A 16,776-nucleotide genomic window follows, 5' to 3' on the forward strand; every position below is an offset into this window, starting at 1 on the left:
TTCCCTCTCTCGCCAAGTTTACTTTCTATGATATCTCATAGAATCCTAAAAGCTTAAACCTAAAGGGTTTAGGCTTTTTTTATTGCCTTATGCTTTCCAAGAAATACTATTGAATCCTGAGATAGTTGGGGTATAACTGGGGGTAAAATATTTACCCCTATTTTTTTACCCCCAAATTTCAATGGAATTAGCTTCAAATCCTAGGTTGAAAGCTATTTAAAACCATTGATTGATTGGAATTTACTGCGGTCAATTTGGGGGGGATTGATAAAAAATCAACAATCAAATTAAATTTATCTGTTTGCTCATTTTTTCGCTTGTTTTTTTAAATAGATTCTGTAGAATTCTCGCCACGTTGCCGGCATAGCTCAGTTGGTAGAGCAACTGACTTGTAATCAGTAGGTCCACAGTTCGAATCCGTGTGCCGGCACCATCAAATTCAAAAAAGGCTTAATTTTAAAGATTAAGCCTTTTTTTATTGCCTAATTTTTAACTGCGCTGACCTGAATATAATGCACTAAACCATCTTGATAGAGTTTTCTACATAACTTTGCTGTCATATCAATTTTCAATTGTACCAAGTCAAAATGTTTCCTTTCTTTTCTCTTATTTTCAATATAGACAGCAAAACCATTTAAAACAGGTTCGGAAAAATCCTGAATTTCAATCTGGGTAAATCCTTTTTGTATAAGCTTTTGTGTTAATTGTTGTTTATCCATTAAATTTTGCCAATTTACATCAGCGCTTTTGAGCAAATAACGGTATTGTTGTTTTTTTAAATTTGAACACTCTCGCCAAGCATCTGACCACATCAAATAATGAAATGCAATTCGACCTTTTGAATTCAAAACCAAAGATGTCGAATTGAGAAATGAATTCAAATCACTGTGATAAGCTGCATCTATACACAGCACTACATCAAATAAATTTAAAAGTTGCAGTGCGTTTAAATTCAAAAATGATCCACAATGAATTTGAACTTGGGCTAATTGTTTTTGAATTCGTTTGGCATATTCTGGCTGTAGCTCAACCGCACTGATTTGTTGAATCTGATAATACCTAAGCCAATGTAAAAGACTTGCTCCCTGTCCACAGCCCAGATCTAAAACATGATCAGATTGTTTGAGTTGAATAGAAGCAGCGATTTGATCCGCTAGGCTTTGGCAAGCCTGTGGGTAATCATCATATTGGTTGTGCCAATAACCTAAATTACTCCAAGCAAGTAGAGAATCATCTCCGAGACGTTTTGCATCTATTGCATATTTATGTCCGAAAACTTTCTCAATCCATCCTTGCTTGGAGTAAGCCATATTTAATAACCCAGTTCTGGCGCAACTGAAACTTTCGGTTTAAGCCCAACGAAAGGCAATGGCGCACCTAAAATTTCAGAAATATGCATCGCCGAGGTCACCGCAGATTCTAAAATTGGTAATCCATCACATGACCACGAACCACAATAAAACACTTTACGATTGAGGTCTAAATGACGTTTTTGAATTTGTTTATTCAACGCAACCGTCTCTGAATCAACAACAGCACGCGTGAGCTGTACCTTAGAAATAATTTTCTTAGGGTCAATATCAATTACAGGGCACCAAGTTTGGAATACGGCATTTTTGCCGACTAGGCTTGGTTCGATTGAATTAATCCACACAGTGAATTGCTGGCGGCTAAAATTCCGATCCATCATATAACTTAATACTGCCCAATCTTTACGGCGTTGTGGCATCACGATTGGATCGGTGTGAATAACCAAATCACCTTGTTCAAAACGGAACTTTTTCAGTAATGCAATATCATCTGCAAATTGTGGTTGCTTGAGAAAATTTTCAATGGCTGGTGTTGGTGTTGCAATAACAACTCGATCGAACAATTGGCTTGCACCTTGTCCATTTTCTACCAAAATCTTATCGCCTTGTTCTTCTACTTTTTCAACAGGTGAGCCACTATGGATAGCAATTCCATCAATCAGTCGATTCACGAGTGCAGGTGTTCCCCCTTTCATTCGCAATAGAGCTTCACCTTCTGTGAGTTGGCGAATAAATTCTAATAGGGGCTTGGCTGGCCACTCACCAATCGTTTTTGGATGGCATGTGCAAATGGTATAAAGCACTGGCATTACCGTACCATGCCAGAACACTTCCTCAATATGGTATTGATTCATGAACTCAGCTAGGGTGATGTCTTGATTATCTGATTTGAAAAATTGATGTACAGCTGTTTTGAGTTGTAGCATCCCTTTTACCAGACGCCAGCCATATTGCTGTATCCCTTTACGGTTATTAATAATTGGGAAATTTCCAATTCGGCTACGTGAAGTTGTTAGCCAAGTATCTGTTTTATCTTCAAATAACCAACTACAAGCCATAAATGTACGCACAGGGAACGTTTCTATTCCCAAATAGCTGGCTAAACTTAAAGTATTTTTCCAAAGTTTTGGGTTCATCACACGTAATGGTGCATCAATTAAGCCCCCATCAAAGTCTATACTGTGACTGTCCATGCCGCGCCCAGCAAGTGCTTCGAATATCGTTACGTTATGTCCTGCATCATGTAGGATTCTGGCTGAGGCAAGTCCTGCCATACCACTGCCGATAATTGCAATATCCAAAATTATGTCCCATCAGTTGATGATTTTTCTTGATTATGACTGATAGTTAACCTAAATACGGTATTAAAAAATACCATATTCTGCATTTAAGCTAGACTTTTGTCTTAATGTGTCCATTCACTTATTGTTACATTTTAACACACTTCTTATTTTAAGCTTAAATCAATGATAATATTAACTATATTGTTTTATACATTAAATAAATATACATAACATTCTTTATTTTTCCATTTTTACCCTGTTAGGGACTTTGCAAAGCTGAAATTTAGCGCTATTGTGATTAAACAATAATCAGAATCGAGTCACGTAACAAACTTGATAATAATAAGTGACCTAATATTAAAACAATCAATAGAGAGCCTTATAGCGAAAGCCCATAACTTTAAAGGAGTTATGGGCTTTCTTATATGTGTCTGTATATAAGGAAAATTAAGCTTTACATGCTGCCAAATTTACCACGATTGAAATCATTGATCGCATCTTTAATCTCAGCTTTGCTATTCATAACAAATGGCCCATAACCTTCAATCGGTTCATTCAAAGGTTGACCTGTTAAAATCAAGAATTTACTGTCTTGCTCAGCCTTGATCGTAAAATCAATTTCTTCACGGCTCAGTACAACCAAGCTTGGTGCTGCAATGTGTTGAGCATCATTTAAAATCACCTCACCAGAAAGTAGCACCAACAATGTAGTATGTCCTTCGGTCACATAAAACGTGTGTGCTTGACCCGCCACAATTTTACCATCCCAAACATTGACTGGACTGAATGTTGTAGCTGCGCCAATTGTCTCTTGATATTGCCCAGCAATCACACGCAATTCACTCCCTACATCATCCAAGTGAATGCTTTGGATATCTGTTGCTTCAATGGCTTGATATTTTGCAGGCGTCATTTTCGAATGAGCTGGCAAATTTACCCATAGTTGTACCATTTCAAACAAACCACCTTGATGAGCAAATTCAGGGGAATGAAATTCTTGGTGTAGAACACCGCCTCCAGCTGTCATCCATTGCACATCACCAGCTTTAATTGTACCACCACCACCACTTGAATCCTTATGTGTCACTTCACCTTGATAGGCAATCGTTACGGTCTCAAAACCGCGGTGCGGATGGCTACCCACTCCTTGTTGAGCAGTCGTTGGTTCAAAACGGTACGGCGCTGCATAATCTAAAAGTAAAAATGGGCTAATCGCTTGTCCCAAACGATCATAAGAAAACAAATTGTACACAGGGAAACCATCACCAACCCAGTGCATATTTTTATTTTGATAGATACCAAGAACTTTCTTCATTTAGTTTCGCCTATTCAGGTAGAAATTCTTTTCTTGAGACTCATTTTACGCCTTGATGATCAACGCTTATAGATATGGATTAACAACAAATTATTCCACAAACAGGACAATCTTAAATTTTATAGATAATTTAGTACTAAATTAGGGTCTGTTGACATTTGCTGTATACAAAATAGCGAGTAAGTAAAATTCAATATTTTTTTAAAAATAAAAAAAGGCATAAAACCAAGTTCATGCCTTTTTTGAATCAGAAGATCTAAAACAATTTAACAAAACCTACTCTCTAGTAGGTGTCAAAATGGAAATCCATATACAAATATATATAATTAAATTAATTCAATAACTTAATATAAGTTTATGAATTTTTGTAAAGTTAATAGTGATTATGAAGAGTTTTTTTCTGCTTTATGAATTCTTATTTCGTTTTAACTTTACAAAATTCATCAGCGTAAAAATATCTGGAATTATCGTAAGCGTCCGCTGAATCCCATACCAATTTTTAATTCGATTTAGGTTTCCAGCAGTGTGGCAGTAACTCTTCAATCTGGGTCACTTTGTGTGTCGGCAGCCTTTTCAGCACATCACTTAAATAGGCATACGGATCCAGCCCATTCAGCTTTGCTGACTGGATTAAAGTCATGATATTCGCCGCTCGCTGACCACTGCGCAGCGAACCTGCAAATAACCAGTTCTTACGTCCCAACGCCCAGGGGCGCATCTGGTTTTCCACCCAGTTATTGCAAATCGGTAGATTGCCATCATCCAGATAGCGGCTTAAAGCTGGCCAACGCTTCAGAGTGTAATTGATCGCCTTGGCGGTTGGAGAACTCGATGGCACTGTCAGATGATGTTGGTTGAGCCATTCATATAGTTGTTGCATCACTGGTTGACTATGCTGTTGTCGGTATTCGCGGCGGTCTTCCGCTGTACCATCGGTCTTTTTCCTGAGTTCTGCTTCTATCGCATACAGTTTCTGAATCAGCACCAATGCCTGTTCAGCGACCTGACTTTTCCCGGTCACATGCAGTTCATGGAATTTACGACGTGCATGGGCCATGCAGCCCACCTCTATGACCTGGCCTGATTTAAAGCGTGCTTTATAACCACTGTAATCATCACAGACTAGATAACCCTGCCAGCCTTTCAAGAACTCTGCAGCATGCTGGCCTGAACGACTATCCTGAAAGTCATAGATCACCGCCTGAACTGGATTGTACTGTGTAGTGGCATAGGCCCAGACATAACCTTTCTTCGGTTTTTTATCATTCTCACCCATCCGCATGATGGTGACCGGTGTTTCATCTGCATGGATCACCCGCTGTTGCAGCACCACCTGTTTTAAGGCATTGGCCAGAGGTTCCAGTTCCACACCGCAGCGACCAATCCAGTCAGATAACGTGGATCTGGACAGATCAATGCCAGCCCGCTGATAGATCAGACGTTGACGGTACAGCGGCAAATGAGATGAATTTCTTGCATCTGTGAATATAGGAGACAAACCCTGTCGCATCTCCTTTAATTCAAATAGCTTTTTTTGTTGATTTCTCCCACAATACTCTCAAAGAAATTTGAGAGTCATCTACGTGATTACAGGCGAAATTAAGAGCAAAATTGACCAGATTTGGAATGCATTTTGGAGTGGTGGTATTTCCAATCCTTTAGAAGTCATGGAGCAAATGACTTATTTGCTGTTTATTCGCCGACTGGATGAAATTCAGATCACAAAAGAAAAAAAGGCAAATAAACTCAGTCAAATTAAAAAGCAAACAATTGCTGTTGAACATCCAATTTTCACGCCTGAGCAAGACCATCTTCGTTGGTCAAAGTTTATTACTTTAGGCGATGCTGCAACTTTATATAATACCGTTGCCAATGAAATCTTTCCTTTCATTAAAAACTTAGGTGCAGAAGACGAAACCACCTATAGCCACCACATGAGGGATGCACGTTTTACCATTCCTACGCCTGCGCTTTTAACCAAAGTGGTGGATTTGGTTGCCGATGTACCAATGGATGATAAAGACACCAAAGGTGATATTTACGAGTATATGCTCGGTAAGATTGCCTCAGCAGGTCAAAACGGTCAGTTCCGTACTCCTCGCCATATCATCAAGATGATTGTGGAGTTGATGCAACCTAAGCCAACCGATACCATTTGTGATCCTGCTTGCGGTACAGCGGGCTTTTTAGTCGCTGCAAGTGAATATTTAAACGATCATTACAGTACTGAGATTTTTGCCAATCCTGAAGCAGCTAAACGCTTTAGTGAAGAAACTTTCTTTGGTTATGATTTTGATAGCACTATGCTTCGTATTGGTTCAATGAACATGATGCTGCACGGTGTTGAAAACCCACGTATTGAAAACCGTGATTCTTTGAGTGAAACCCATTCACATATTGCGGAAAAATACAGTCTGATTCTTGCCAATCCTCCATTTGCAGGCAGTTTGGACAATGAAAGCTGTGCCAAGAATATTCAAGCCGTAGTTAAAACCAAAAAGACTGAATTACTGTTTTTAGCCTTGTTCCTACGTTTGTTAAAAACTGGTGGTCGTGCTGCGGTGATTGTGCCTGATGGTGTGTTATTTGGTTCATCGAAAGCACATAAAGATTTGCGTCAAAAGATTGTGGAAGAGCAAAAGCTTGAAGCCATTATTTCCATGCCTTCAGGTGTATTTAAGCCGTATGCAGGGGTTTCAACTGCGATTATGATTTTCACCAAAACCATGTCGGGCGGTACGGACAAAGTTTGGTTTTATGATATGCAGGCGGATGGTTATTCGCTTGATGATAAGCGTAACGAGCTAGATGCATCTAAGCATGAAAATAACAACATTCCTGACATTATTGCTCGTTTTAAAAATTTAGAGGGTGAAAAAGACCGTAAAGCGACTGAGCAAAGTTTCTTGGTGGATAAAGCTGATATTGCTGCCAATGGTTATGATTTGTCGATTAACCGTTATAAGGAAGTGGTGTATGAACAAGTGGAATATGAAGCACCGAGTAAGATTTTGGCGGATTTAGAGGTACTTGAGCAGGATATTTTAAAAGGAATGGCTGCACTTAAGGAGATGCTTAAGTGAGTTTTGAACTAAAAGCTCTGAAAGATATTTGTACTATTCAGATTGGCAAAACACCATCTCGTCATGAAAGTGATTATTGGAGAGATGGTACTCATGCTTGGCTATCTATTGCAGATATGAATCAAGGGAGATATTTAAATAATACAAAGGAATATATTACTGATCTTGGTGTAAAAGCATCAAATATAAGGCTTATTCCTAAAAATACATTGGTGCTAAGTTATAAACTAAGTATTGGTAAAGTGGGTATAACTCAAAAGCCAATGTATACAAATGAAGCTATTGCATCATTAACAGAGTTAGATTCACAAGTTGATATAAAGTATTTATATTGGGCTTTACAGCATATAGATTTACTTGAAAATGCAGATCGTGCTGCAATGGGTAAAACACTAAATAAAGCGAAATTAAGTGAAGTAAAAATCCCACTCCCACCACTTACAGAACAACGCCGAATCGCCTCTATTTTAGATCAAGCGGATGAGCTACACCAAAAACGTCAGCAAGCGATTGAAAAGTTAGATCAGCTTTTACAAGCCACGTTTATTGATATGTTTGGCGATCCTGTCAGTAATCCAAAAGGGTGGGATTTAAAACCTGTTGGTGAAATAAGTGAATCTAAACTCGGGAAAATGCTAGATAAGAAAAAACAATCTTCTGAAAATGATCAATATAAATATTTAAGAAATGCCAATGTTCAATGGTTTAGATTCGATCTATCTGATGTATTCGAAATGGAGTTTAATGAAAAAGATCGGAAAAACTGTGAATTGAAATTCGGAGACATTCTTGTTTGTGAAGGTGGTGAACCTGGGCGTGCTGCAATATGGAAAAATGACTTAGAAAATTGTTTTTTTCAAAAAGCGTTGCATCGAGTTCGCCTAGATATGACACAAATACTACCTGAATATTTTGTTTGGTTATTTTGGTTCTATTCAAAAAATGGTGGGTTTGATGATCATATAACGGTGGCAACAATTGCACATTTAACAGGTGTTAAAATGAAAGCAATGCAAGTACCAATACCACCACTTTCAATGCAAGAAGAATTTCAACAAAAAGTCAATGAAATTGAAGTATTAAAGACAACACTTGAAAATTCTAGTAAGTTATTTGAAAGCCTATTTTCATCACTACAAAACCAAGCATTTAAAGGCACTTTATAAGATTTAATTGAAAATATGAGGGTATATATACATGAGCAACTTCTCGTTTTTAGAGCCTGAGTTTAAAAGCTTGGCAGCCACTGCTAAAGAAGCTGAAAAGCTCGTGTATATTTCCCCTCAATTTGCCCTTGCTGCGGCTCGTACCTCACTTGAAAACCTTGTGCTTTGGCTGTATCAATACGACAAAAAACTGACTCAGCCTTATGATGCTTCACTGCATAACTTACTCAACGACCTCAAATTTAAAGACCTGATACCACCCTATATTTGGGACAAAATGGACAACATCCGCATGGTCGGCAACAGTGCCGTACATGGGAAAAAGTTCAAACAACTCACCACCGAAGAAACCGTCAAGCACATTAGCCATTTATTTTTGATGTATGTGTGGTTTGAGCGTAACTATGGCTCACCATCCAAAGACCGTTCACAGCCGCATATTTTTAAAACCGAACTGATTCCTAACGCAGATAACACACAGCAAATCACCGCCAACCAAGAACAACTGCAAAAAGAAACAGAAGCCAAAGAAAAACAGTTTGCGGAGCAACATAAAGCTTTACGCGAACGCGAACAAAAACTTTTTGAACTGTCCGCAAGTTTAGAAGAACGTGAAAAATTACTTGCAAATATAGATGCTGAACTTGCACAAAAACGTGCAGACGTTGAACAAGCCAAAATTGCCAACAGCAAAATCGAAGACCCTACCGACTATAAAGAAGACGAAACCCGAAAACTTAAAATTGACCTCATGCTTGAAGAAGCAGGCTGGGAAATAGGTACATCGGTTCGAGAGGAAGTTGCTGTAATAGGTATGCCGAGTCCATCGGGTAAAGGTGCAGTAGATTATGTGCTGTATGATGCCAATGGCTTGCCTTTGGCTGTGGTTGAAGCCAAACGTACATCAACTGACCCTGATATTGGACAACAACAAGCCAAGCTCTATGCAGACTGTTTAGAGCAACAAACAGGACAACGCCCTGTCATTTTCTATACCAATGGTTACAAAACCCGAATTTGGAACGATGTGCAAGGTGGCCCACCACGCTTAGTTCACGGCTTTTATACGCAGGCAGAACTCAAGCGTCTGATCGAAAGACGTAAGAACAACCCTGATTTAAGTAGCTTCCCGATCAATGCGGACATTGTCGAGCGTTACTACCAAACTCGTGCCATCAAAGCCATGCTTGCAGCCTATCAACGTAAGGAACGTGCAGGCTTACTGATTATGGCAACAGGTACAGGTAAAACACGTACGGCAATCGCCTTGGTTGATGTATTGATGAAAGCCAATGTAGTGCAAAAAGCATTATTCCTTGCCGATCGTACTTCATTGGTCAATCAGGCACACAACGCTTTTAAAGCCAATTTAAAAGATGCCTCATTCGTCAACTTGCTTGAAGATAAAAACCAAGTTGGTCGAGTGTATTTCTCGACCTATCAAACCATGATCGGCTTAATTGACGAAAAAAATGCCGATGGTACACGCCAATTCGGTACAGGCATGTTTGACCTGATTATTATTGATGAAGCCCACCGCAGCGTTTACCAAAAATTTGGCGAGATTTTTAAATACTTCGATAGCTTACTGGTCGGTTTAACCGCAACGCCACGAGATGAAGTAGATCGTGATACATACGCACTGTTTGGCTTAGAAAGCGGTGTGCCAACCGATTACTATGATTTAGATCAAGCCATTGCCGATGGTTATCTTGTGCCACCGAAAGCCTATTCTGTCCCGCTTAAATTTATGCGTGAGGGCGTGAAATATGACGAACTCTCTGAAGAAGAAAAACAACATTGGGATAGCCTAAATTGGGGCGATGAAGATGCACCTGAAGAAGTCTCAGCATCCAAGATTAATAAAGAGCTGTTTAATACAGGCACCATTGATTTAATGCTCAAGCACTTGATGGAAAATGGTATTAAGACCGAAGGCGGTGATCGTTTGGGTAAAACCATTATCTTTGCCGTCAATCAAAAACATGCCCAGTTTATTGCTGATCGCTTCAATGAAAACTATCCGCAATATGATGGCAAGTTTGCCCGTGTCATTACCCATGCCACTAAGTATCCACAAAGCTTAATTGATGACTTTAGTAAGAAAGACTTAGCTGAGCCACAGATTGCGATTTCAGTGGATATGCTCGATACAGGGATTGATGTACCTGAAGTGGTCAACTTAGTATTCTTTAAAGCGGTTCGCTCTAAAGTGAAATTTATGCAGATGATTGGACGTGGTACACGCCTCTGCAAAGAATTATTTAGCCCTGAAAAAGATAAAAAAGAATTCTTTATTTTCGATTATTGCTCTAACTTTGAATACTTCAATGAAAACCCTGATGGTGCGCCTGTTGCGACCACAGAGCCACTCGGACAACGGCTGTTCAAAGCACGTTTAAATATCCTGAGTTTACTGAATGCGAAGGACGATGCCACCGAAGCTTTAAGAGCTGTACAGCAAGATCTACGTCAGAGCCTACAGACTGAAGTGAAGTCCATGAACAATGATAATTTCATTGTGAAATCTGAACTTGAGCATGTCGAACATTTCAAAAATGATGATGCTTGGAACAACCTGGATGACCTTGCGATAGGAACATTACGAGAACACATTTCTAAACTACCGAATCAACTTGAGCCTGAAACCTTAGAGGCCAAACTGTTTGATATGCTTTGTTACAACCTTGAGTTGGCAGTATTGGAAAAGAACAATACAGCGATTCAAAGCTATGCCAATAAAGTGATTGAAATCGCTTCTAAACTGGAAAGCAAAGAAAATATTCCTGTGGTTGCAGAACAAATTGCCCTCATTCAAGACATTCAAACCGTTGAATACTGGAAAGGCATCACCTTGCCAATGTTAGAGGCGATGCGTAAACGTATTCGCGGTTTGGTCAAACTGATTGAAAAATCCACATCGACTGTTGTGTATTCCATGCTAGATGATGAAATTGGAGATATGCAAGCAGTTGATATCCCAGTGGTATCAAGTGGCGTAAATCTAGCCCAGTACCGTAAACGAGTTGAAAGCTTTATCAAAGCCAATGAAAACCACATTACCATTGCCAAGCTCAAGCGTGGCTTAGCACTGACACCGACCGATCTAAGTGAGTTAGAACGCTTTGTTTTTGAAGCTCAGGAAGTTGAAAGCCGAGATAAATTTGAAGAATGCTTTGGGACAGATAAGCCATTACCTCTCTTTATTCGTTCCCTTGTCGGTTTAGATCGTCAAGCGGTGCAACAAGCATTCTCTAAGTATTTACAAGGCTCAAGCTATAACGAAAAGCAAATCCGCTTTATTGAAATGATGATTGAGCATTTGACTCAAAACGGGGTGCTGGATGCGGCACAACTTTATGAACCACCGTTTAATCAAATCCACTATGAAGGGATTGATGGTGTGTTTGCTGATGCGGATGCTGACAATATATTTGGCGTTGTTGAAGCGTTTAATGAAGCGGTGGCTTAATAATTAAAATATATCAGGGGGATATATGACTGCGATAACTAAGAAATACTATGATTCATCTAAATGTGCTTGGATTGAAGAAAAAAATACTGATGGTTCTGAAAATGAAAATTTCGAACCTAGCATAAGAGGTAAATTAAAATCAGCACTACAGATGCCCAATATCATGGTGTTGGCAGGTAGTGGAACCTCATTAGGTCGTGTTGTTAAGGGACCTGGAATGTGGGATTTGTGGGTTTCATGTACCACTGATGATATGAAAATAATCTCCGAAGAGTGCTTTCTTGAATGTAAATATGATGATGATAAACCTGATAATCAAAATATAGAGGTTTGCCTTTCACACTGTGAGGCATATTTACAAGTAGGAGAAACAAAGGAAAAAACTGAAATTTTTATCAATAAATGTAAAGATATTATTCTCAATAAATGTCGTTTTATTTCAGATAAAGAAATACAGTTAAGTGGACACAAAGAATTCATTAGAAAGTTAGCTAGAAGAAAATCAAAAGATCCAAGAGTTAAACTATTTACAACTAATTATGATACTTGTTTTGAAGATGCTGCAGGGTTACTTGGCATCACAGTTATAGATGGCTTTTCTTTTTCAATGCCTCGTATTTATGATGCTAGATTTTTTGATATGGATATTGTTCGTAGAAACACTTCTTCTTCTTCGACCAACACCCATTATTTAGAAGGTGTTTATCAACTCTATAAACTCCATGGCTCTATAAATTGGAGTCGTCGTAACACTAACTCTTATATCATCGAACAAGCAGAAAATGTAACAGCTGAAAATAGTTGTATGATTTTTCCTGCAAAGGGAAAATATCAGCAGTCATATATACAGCCTCACTTAGAGTTAATTGCTCGCTTTTCTCAAAGTTTAAGAGAGCCGAATACATGTTTAATCATTGCTGGATTTGGATTTAATGATGATCATTTATCCGAGCCAATATTATCCGCAATTCTCTCAAATCCACACTTGAAAGTTATAATTGTCTCGCCAACTATTGAAAGTGATATTGAAAGACCATCATCTGAAACATCGAAGTATTGGGGAATGTTTAAAAAAATTGCAGATGATAGAAAGAATGATGAGATTTTCTTTCTAAATTGTGATTTTCAGCAATTTTCGAGTTTTATTCCTGATCTTACGGCTTTATCTCCTGCTGAAAATCTTCATGAAAATATGAAAAAATTATTTGGAGATAGAGATGCTTAATGAAAATGGTGTAATCAAACCAGAATTACTTTTTGGAAAGGTAAATGCAGTTACTGCCAATTCTGTAAACTTTGAGTATATAAATTTACAACATCAAGCAACTTACTATCATGGCAAACGTTATGGAAAAGGAGAAGTTGGTGAGTTCATATTAATTGAAAGTCAAGTGAACTTAATTCTTGGACGTATCGTAGAAATAAAAAAGGATGATTTAGATAAGTCTAATTTAGACATAGCTGGGCGAATCCAACTTCTTGGCACAATTCAAATGGACAGTTTGTATGTAACTGCTGGAGTTGAATACTATCCAAATATCAATGATCTCATCTATTCAGCGCCACATGAACTTATAGCTCAATTACCCAAACGTATGAATAAAGGAATACCTGAAATAGAGTTAAATATAGGCTTTATTGATATAGATCAGGGTTGTGATATCACCGTAACACCAGAAAAACTATTTGGTCGTCATTTAGGAATTTTAGGTTCAACAGGTGGGGGTAAAAGTTATACGACAGCAAAAATTTTAGAAGAATGTCGCAAGTTTAACTCAAAAATTATTATTCTTGACCCAACAGGAGAATATAAAGATTTTATTGGAAATGATATTGAAAATGTCCATTTGAGTGAACCAATCAGTCCAGCAATAAACTCTCATCAAGTGAGTTTGCCAGTAGAAAGTTTTCAGGAAACTGATTTTATAGCGCTATTTGAACCATCTGGAAAAGTGCAAGGGCCTAAATTTAGAGACGCGATAAGAAGCCTAAGGCTGGTAAATATTCTAAATGATCGGCAACTACATTTAGATAAAATTGAAAATGGTATTTTCTTGAAAATTAGAAAAACAGAGCAATCTTGGAGAGAATGCATTAATGCTATAGGTGGTACAAAACTTCTTGAGCACCCTTCAACACCATTTAATCCTTTAAAGCTTAGTAAACAAATTCGTGAGGAATGTGTCTGGCCACCAAAATCGGATGGTATATGGGGAGAAGATCAGCAAAGTTTTAGTTATTGTCTTGCCTTAGTATCAAGAATTCATGGAATAACAACCTCTAATACCTTTAAATTTGTTTTTCAATCCAAAGGCCTACCAACACTTGTAGAAAAAATCGATGATTTCTATGATTCAAATAAAAAAATCTTGAGAATAGACTTAAGTGATGTTGGATTTGAATTTAAAGCTAGGGAAATCGTTGCAAATGTGATTGGAAGACATCTTTTAGGTCTCGCAAGGGATCGGAAATTCTCAGATAAACCGATAGTTGTTTTTTTAGATGAAGCTCATAATTTTATCGGGAAAAGCATTGGTAACGAAGATTCGATTGCCAAATTAGATTCTTTTGAGTTAATTGCAAAGGAAGGACGAAAATTTGGTTTGAATATTTGCTTAGCAACTCAGAGACCAAGGGATATAACTGAAGGCGTATTAAGCCAATTAGGCACATTAATTGTTCATAGGCTTACTAATGATCGAGATAGAGAAATTATTGAACGTGCTTGTGGTGAAATTGATAAAGCAGCTTCAGATTTTTTACCTAGTTTACAACCAGGGGAAGCTGTACTTATTGGAAACGATTTTCCGATTCCATTAACGATTAATATTCATCAACCGTCAATAATACCAAATTCAGCAGGTGCAGACTTTCAAAATAAATGGATATGATTAATCTTTTTAGAGTGTTCAATTAAAGTGAGAATCATTGTCCAAGTTGGTATGCAACTGTGTATATTCATCTAAGTAGGAATATGCACCTAAAATTAAGATTTAAGCGAGAATCTTAGGATCTCGCTTTTTATAAACTCAGTGGACCACATTTAATCGAAATTAGTGGACTACTCTTAATTGGAATTAGTGGACTACTATTAATGATATATACAAACAACCATCGAATTTGTAGAAGTAATTGATTACCAGTTGGATCAACTCACTTTCATACATCATTCATTAAAATCTCAATTCTTTCATTAATATAAGCTATATTCAAAAAGTTACCTACAGCATACTGACCAAGAAAATTACAGAATATTTTGAATAAATCTTCTGAGAATCTTATCGAATCAATCACTTCAACAATCACTGTCGCTAGACGATCTTCTCTAAATTTCCCATAAATGCTTTGCATACATTTATTGATACAGGCAAAAATTAGGTTTGCTAATAACGTTATTTTTATCAAGTTATTTTTATTCAAATATTTGCAAAGTGTTAGTTTCAGAATAGCCGATAACACAACCAAAGCTTGATCGTAATTATTAAAGCCCAAAGGGGTTTCATTCAATAAGTTCGTTAATAATATCCAATCGTTTGAATCATTTGATTTTGCTAGTTGTATTAAGTCTTGATAACTATAAATAGTAAAAAGCCCAAAGTTCGACCATTGGATCATGGATATTTTACGACTCTCAAAGTCCGTATAATTTCCAATAAAGCTCAAGAAATCATGTAACTTTATAACCTTAACATCGTCCTGCTTAACAAATATTGTCCTTAGTGCTGAATCCAAGCACAACCAAGGAATATCATTTGCAATTGAAAGTCTTAAAGTAGAGAAAACGGAAGGACTCAAAATATCTCTTATTTCATTAGCAAAATCAGGTAAATCAATAATATTTGGAGGAATTACCCTTGAATGACTAAGTAAATTATTTAGTTGATTGATAAAAGATGCGTAACAATTTGAAATAGTATTCGCATCTGTTTTTATTAAGGACTCTTCTGATAACGCTATAGATAAGAACTCTTCATCGGTAACCTTTTTTATCCATGAAGAAATAACATCAAAAGTTTCATCGGTAAGAAATACTTTAATTCCTGCTCTGATTAGTGCTTTATGGTTATCATTGAAACATAAATAAATGAATGAATAGGCATCTAATATAATCTCACCACAAGCTACTGTATTTCCCGCAGGATTGGATAAACAGAAATTGGCATTCCTACTCTGCAATATTTTTAAAATAATCTCAAATTCATCATTGTCTTTAATTAAGCTACCTTTTATATACATCGACAGCTCAGGATTAGAAATTAACTCCTTTTCAGGATCATCTACAGAAAAACGTTTTAAGATTTCTTTCATATCCTCTACAACAAAGTCATCCCTAACCTTAAATGGATAAAAAGTAAAATCTGAAGAGTTATGCCTATTATCTTTAGTTATTTGTAATGCTATCTGAAAAATAGTTACATAAACTGATTGTTTCTCAATTAATTTTATCTTTTGAAACTCTACAATACGTTCCTCACCAATCTCCATTTCAGCCAAAGAAATACCTAAATTACAATCAACATTAATAAAATGTGCATAATCAGAAAAACTATCGGAAACAATCAGTTTTTGCTTTCGTTCACCTTCATCTTCATAAATTACACCCGCATAAATATTTTCATAAGCCAAACCACTTACAAGCTCTTTTTTATTAGCAATTAGAGTTAAATGCATATTGCACAAATAAGGAGCAACAAAATTAGGCTCCATTAAAAATAATTTTGTTATTAACTTTTCTGCATAAACAGAATCAATCTCTGTATACACCAAATAAATAAATCTAAAAATATTCTTAGCTCTTGGTGTTAGAATTTTTTCAGGAATATCATCTAATATTTTTTTTGTTTGACCTACATTTTCGCATTTCAAACTTAAAAGTAAATAGTCTGACCAAATATTTAAACTCTCCTTATAAGACTCAGTAATCTTTATATAATCATTTTTTGCATTTTCATAATCTCCTATAACACTGTAATATCTCGCCCTTAATATTAAAAATTCAGGATTTATATTATTTGAATCAATTTTTTCTAGATGAGATTTTAAGGTTTCATATTTTTCCAAATTCATTAGAGAATAAAGATAATACAAATAAACTCTGGATTGAAAAGATTTTTTTGAAATAACTTTTTCCAACAATCTATAAG

General features: G+C 36.9%; 9 protein-coding genes, 1 tRNA gene and 1 pseudogene. 6 read left to right on the forward strand and 5 right to left on the reverse strand.

Going from position 1 to position 16,776, the window contains the following annotated elements; translation table 11 throughout:
- Positions 1–357 precede the first annotated feature (357 nt).
- Positions 358–433 (forward strand) — tRNA-Thr (locus NO346_RS01600).
- A 49-nt stretch (positions 434–482) separates the two neighbouring features.
- Here NO346_RS01600 and NO346_RS01605 read toward each other — a convergent pair.
- The 4 genes and pseudogenes from NO346_RS01605 to NO346_RS01620 form a co-directional block, all read right to left on the reverse strand.
- Positions 483–1,310, reverse strand: a complete 828-nt coding sequence (locus NO346_RS01605) for a cyclopropane-fatty-acyl-phospholipid synthase family protein (protein ID WP_256414002.1) — start codon at positions 1,308–1,310, stop codon at positions 483–485.
- A 2-nt stretch (positions 1,311–1,312) separates the two neighbouring features.
- Positions 1,313–2,611, reverse strand: a complete 1,299-nt coding sequence (locus tag NO346_RS01610; protein WP_005156769.1) for an FAD-dependent oxidoreductase — start codon at positions 2,609–2,611, stop codon at positions 1,313–1,315.
- A 436-nt stretch (positions 2,612–3,047) separates the two neighbouring features.
- The gene (locus NO346_RS01615; RefSeq protein ID WP_256414003.1) at positions 3,048–3,908 is read right to left on the reverse strand and encodes a pirin family protein; all 861 of its coding nucleotides are present in this window, start codon (positions 3,906–3,908) and stop codon (positions 3,048–3,050) included.
- A 499-nt stretch (positions 3,909–4,407) separates the two neighbouring features.
- Positions 4,408–5,373: pseudogene (locus NO346_RS01620) on the reverse strand (IS66-like element ISAba25 family transposase); the annotation flags it as partial.
- Between the two features lie 118 nt (positions 5,374–5,491).
- On the opposite strand from NO346_RS01620, the gene NO346_RS01625 reads away from it, so the two are divergent.
- From NO346_RS01625 to NO346_RS01645, 5 genes are read left to right on the forward strand one after another with little or no spacing between them, the layout of a single operon-like run.
- Entirely contained in the window at positions 5,492–6,991 is a 1,500-nt protein-coding gene (locus NO346_RS01625; RefSeq protein ID WP_161984902.1) for a class I SAM-dependent DNA methyltransferase, read from the forward strand.
- Positions 6,988–8,157, forward strand: coding sequence for a restriction endonuclease subunit S (locus tag NO346_RS14875; RefSeq protein WP_256414004.1), 1,170 nt, complete (start codon positions 6,988–6,990; stop codon positions 8,155–8,157). The genes NO346_RS01625 and NO346_RS14875 overlap by 4 nt, the downstream gene beginning before the upstream one ends.
- A 31-nt stretch (positions 8,158–8,188) precedes the next feature.
- A complete protein-coding gene (locus NO346_RS01635) occupies positions 8,189–11,629 on the forward strand; it encodes a DEAD/DEAH box helicase family protein (protein ID WP_256414005.1) in 3,441 nt (1,146 codons plus the stop codon).
- A gap of 25 nt (positions 11,630–11,654) precedes the next feature.
- Positions 11,655–12,857, forward strand: coding sequence for an SIR2 family protein (locus tag NO346_RS01640; RefSeq protein ID WP_161984905.1), 1,203 nt, complete (start codon positions 11,655–11,657; stop codon positions 12,855–12,857).
- A complete protein-coding gene (locus NO346_RS01645) occupies positions 12,850–14,523 on the forward strand; it encodes an ATP-binding protein (protein ID WP_161984906.1) in 1,674 nt (557 codons plus the stop codon). The genes NO346_RS01640 and NO346_RS01645 overlap by 8 nt, the downstream gene beginning before the upstream one ends.
- 268 nt (positions 14,524–14,791) lie before the next feature.
- On the opposite strand, the gene NO346_RS01650 is transcribed toward NO346_RS01645, so the two are convergent.
- Positions 14,792–16,776: M48 family metallopeptidase (locus NO346_RS01650; RefSeq protein WP_256414006.1), on the reverse strand; the 1,985-nt coding region annotated here is incomplete at its 5' end.

Source organism: Acinetobacter sp. 5862 (assembly GCF_024494585.1).
In the GTDB taxonomy this organism is placed as follows: domain Bacteria; phylum Pseudomonadota; class Gammaproteobacteria; order Pseudomonadales; family Moraxellaceae; genus Acinetobacter.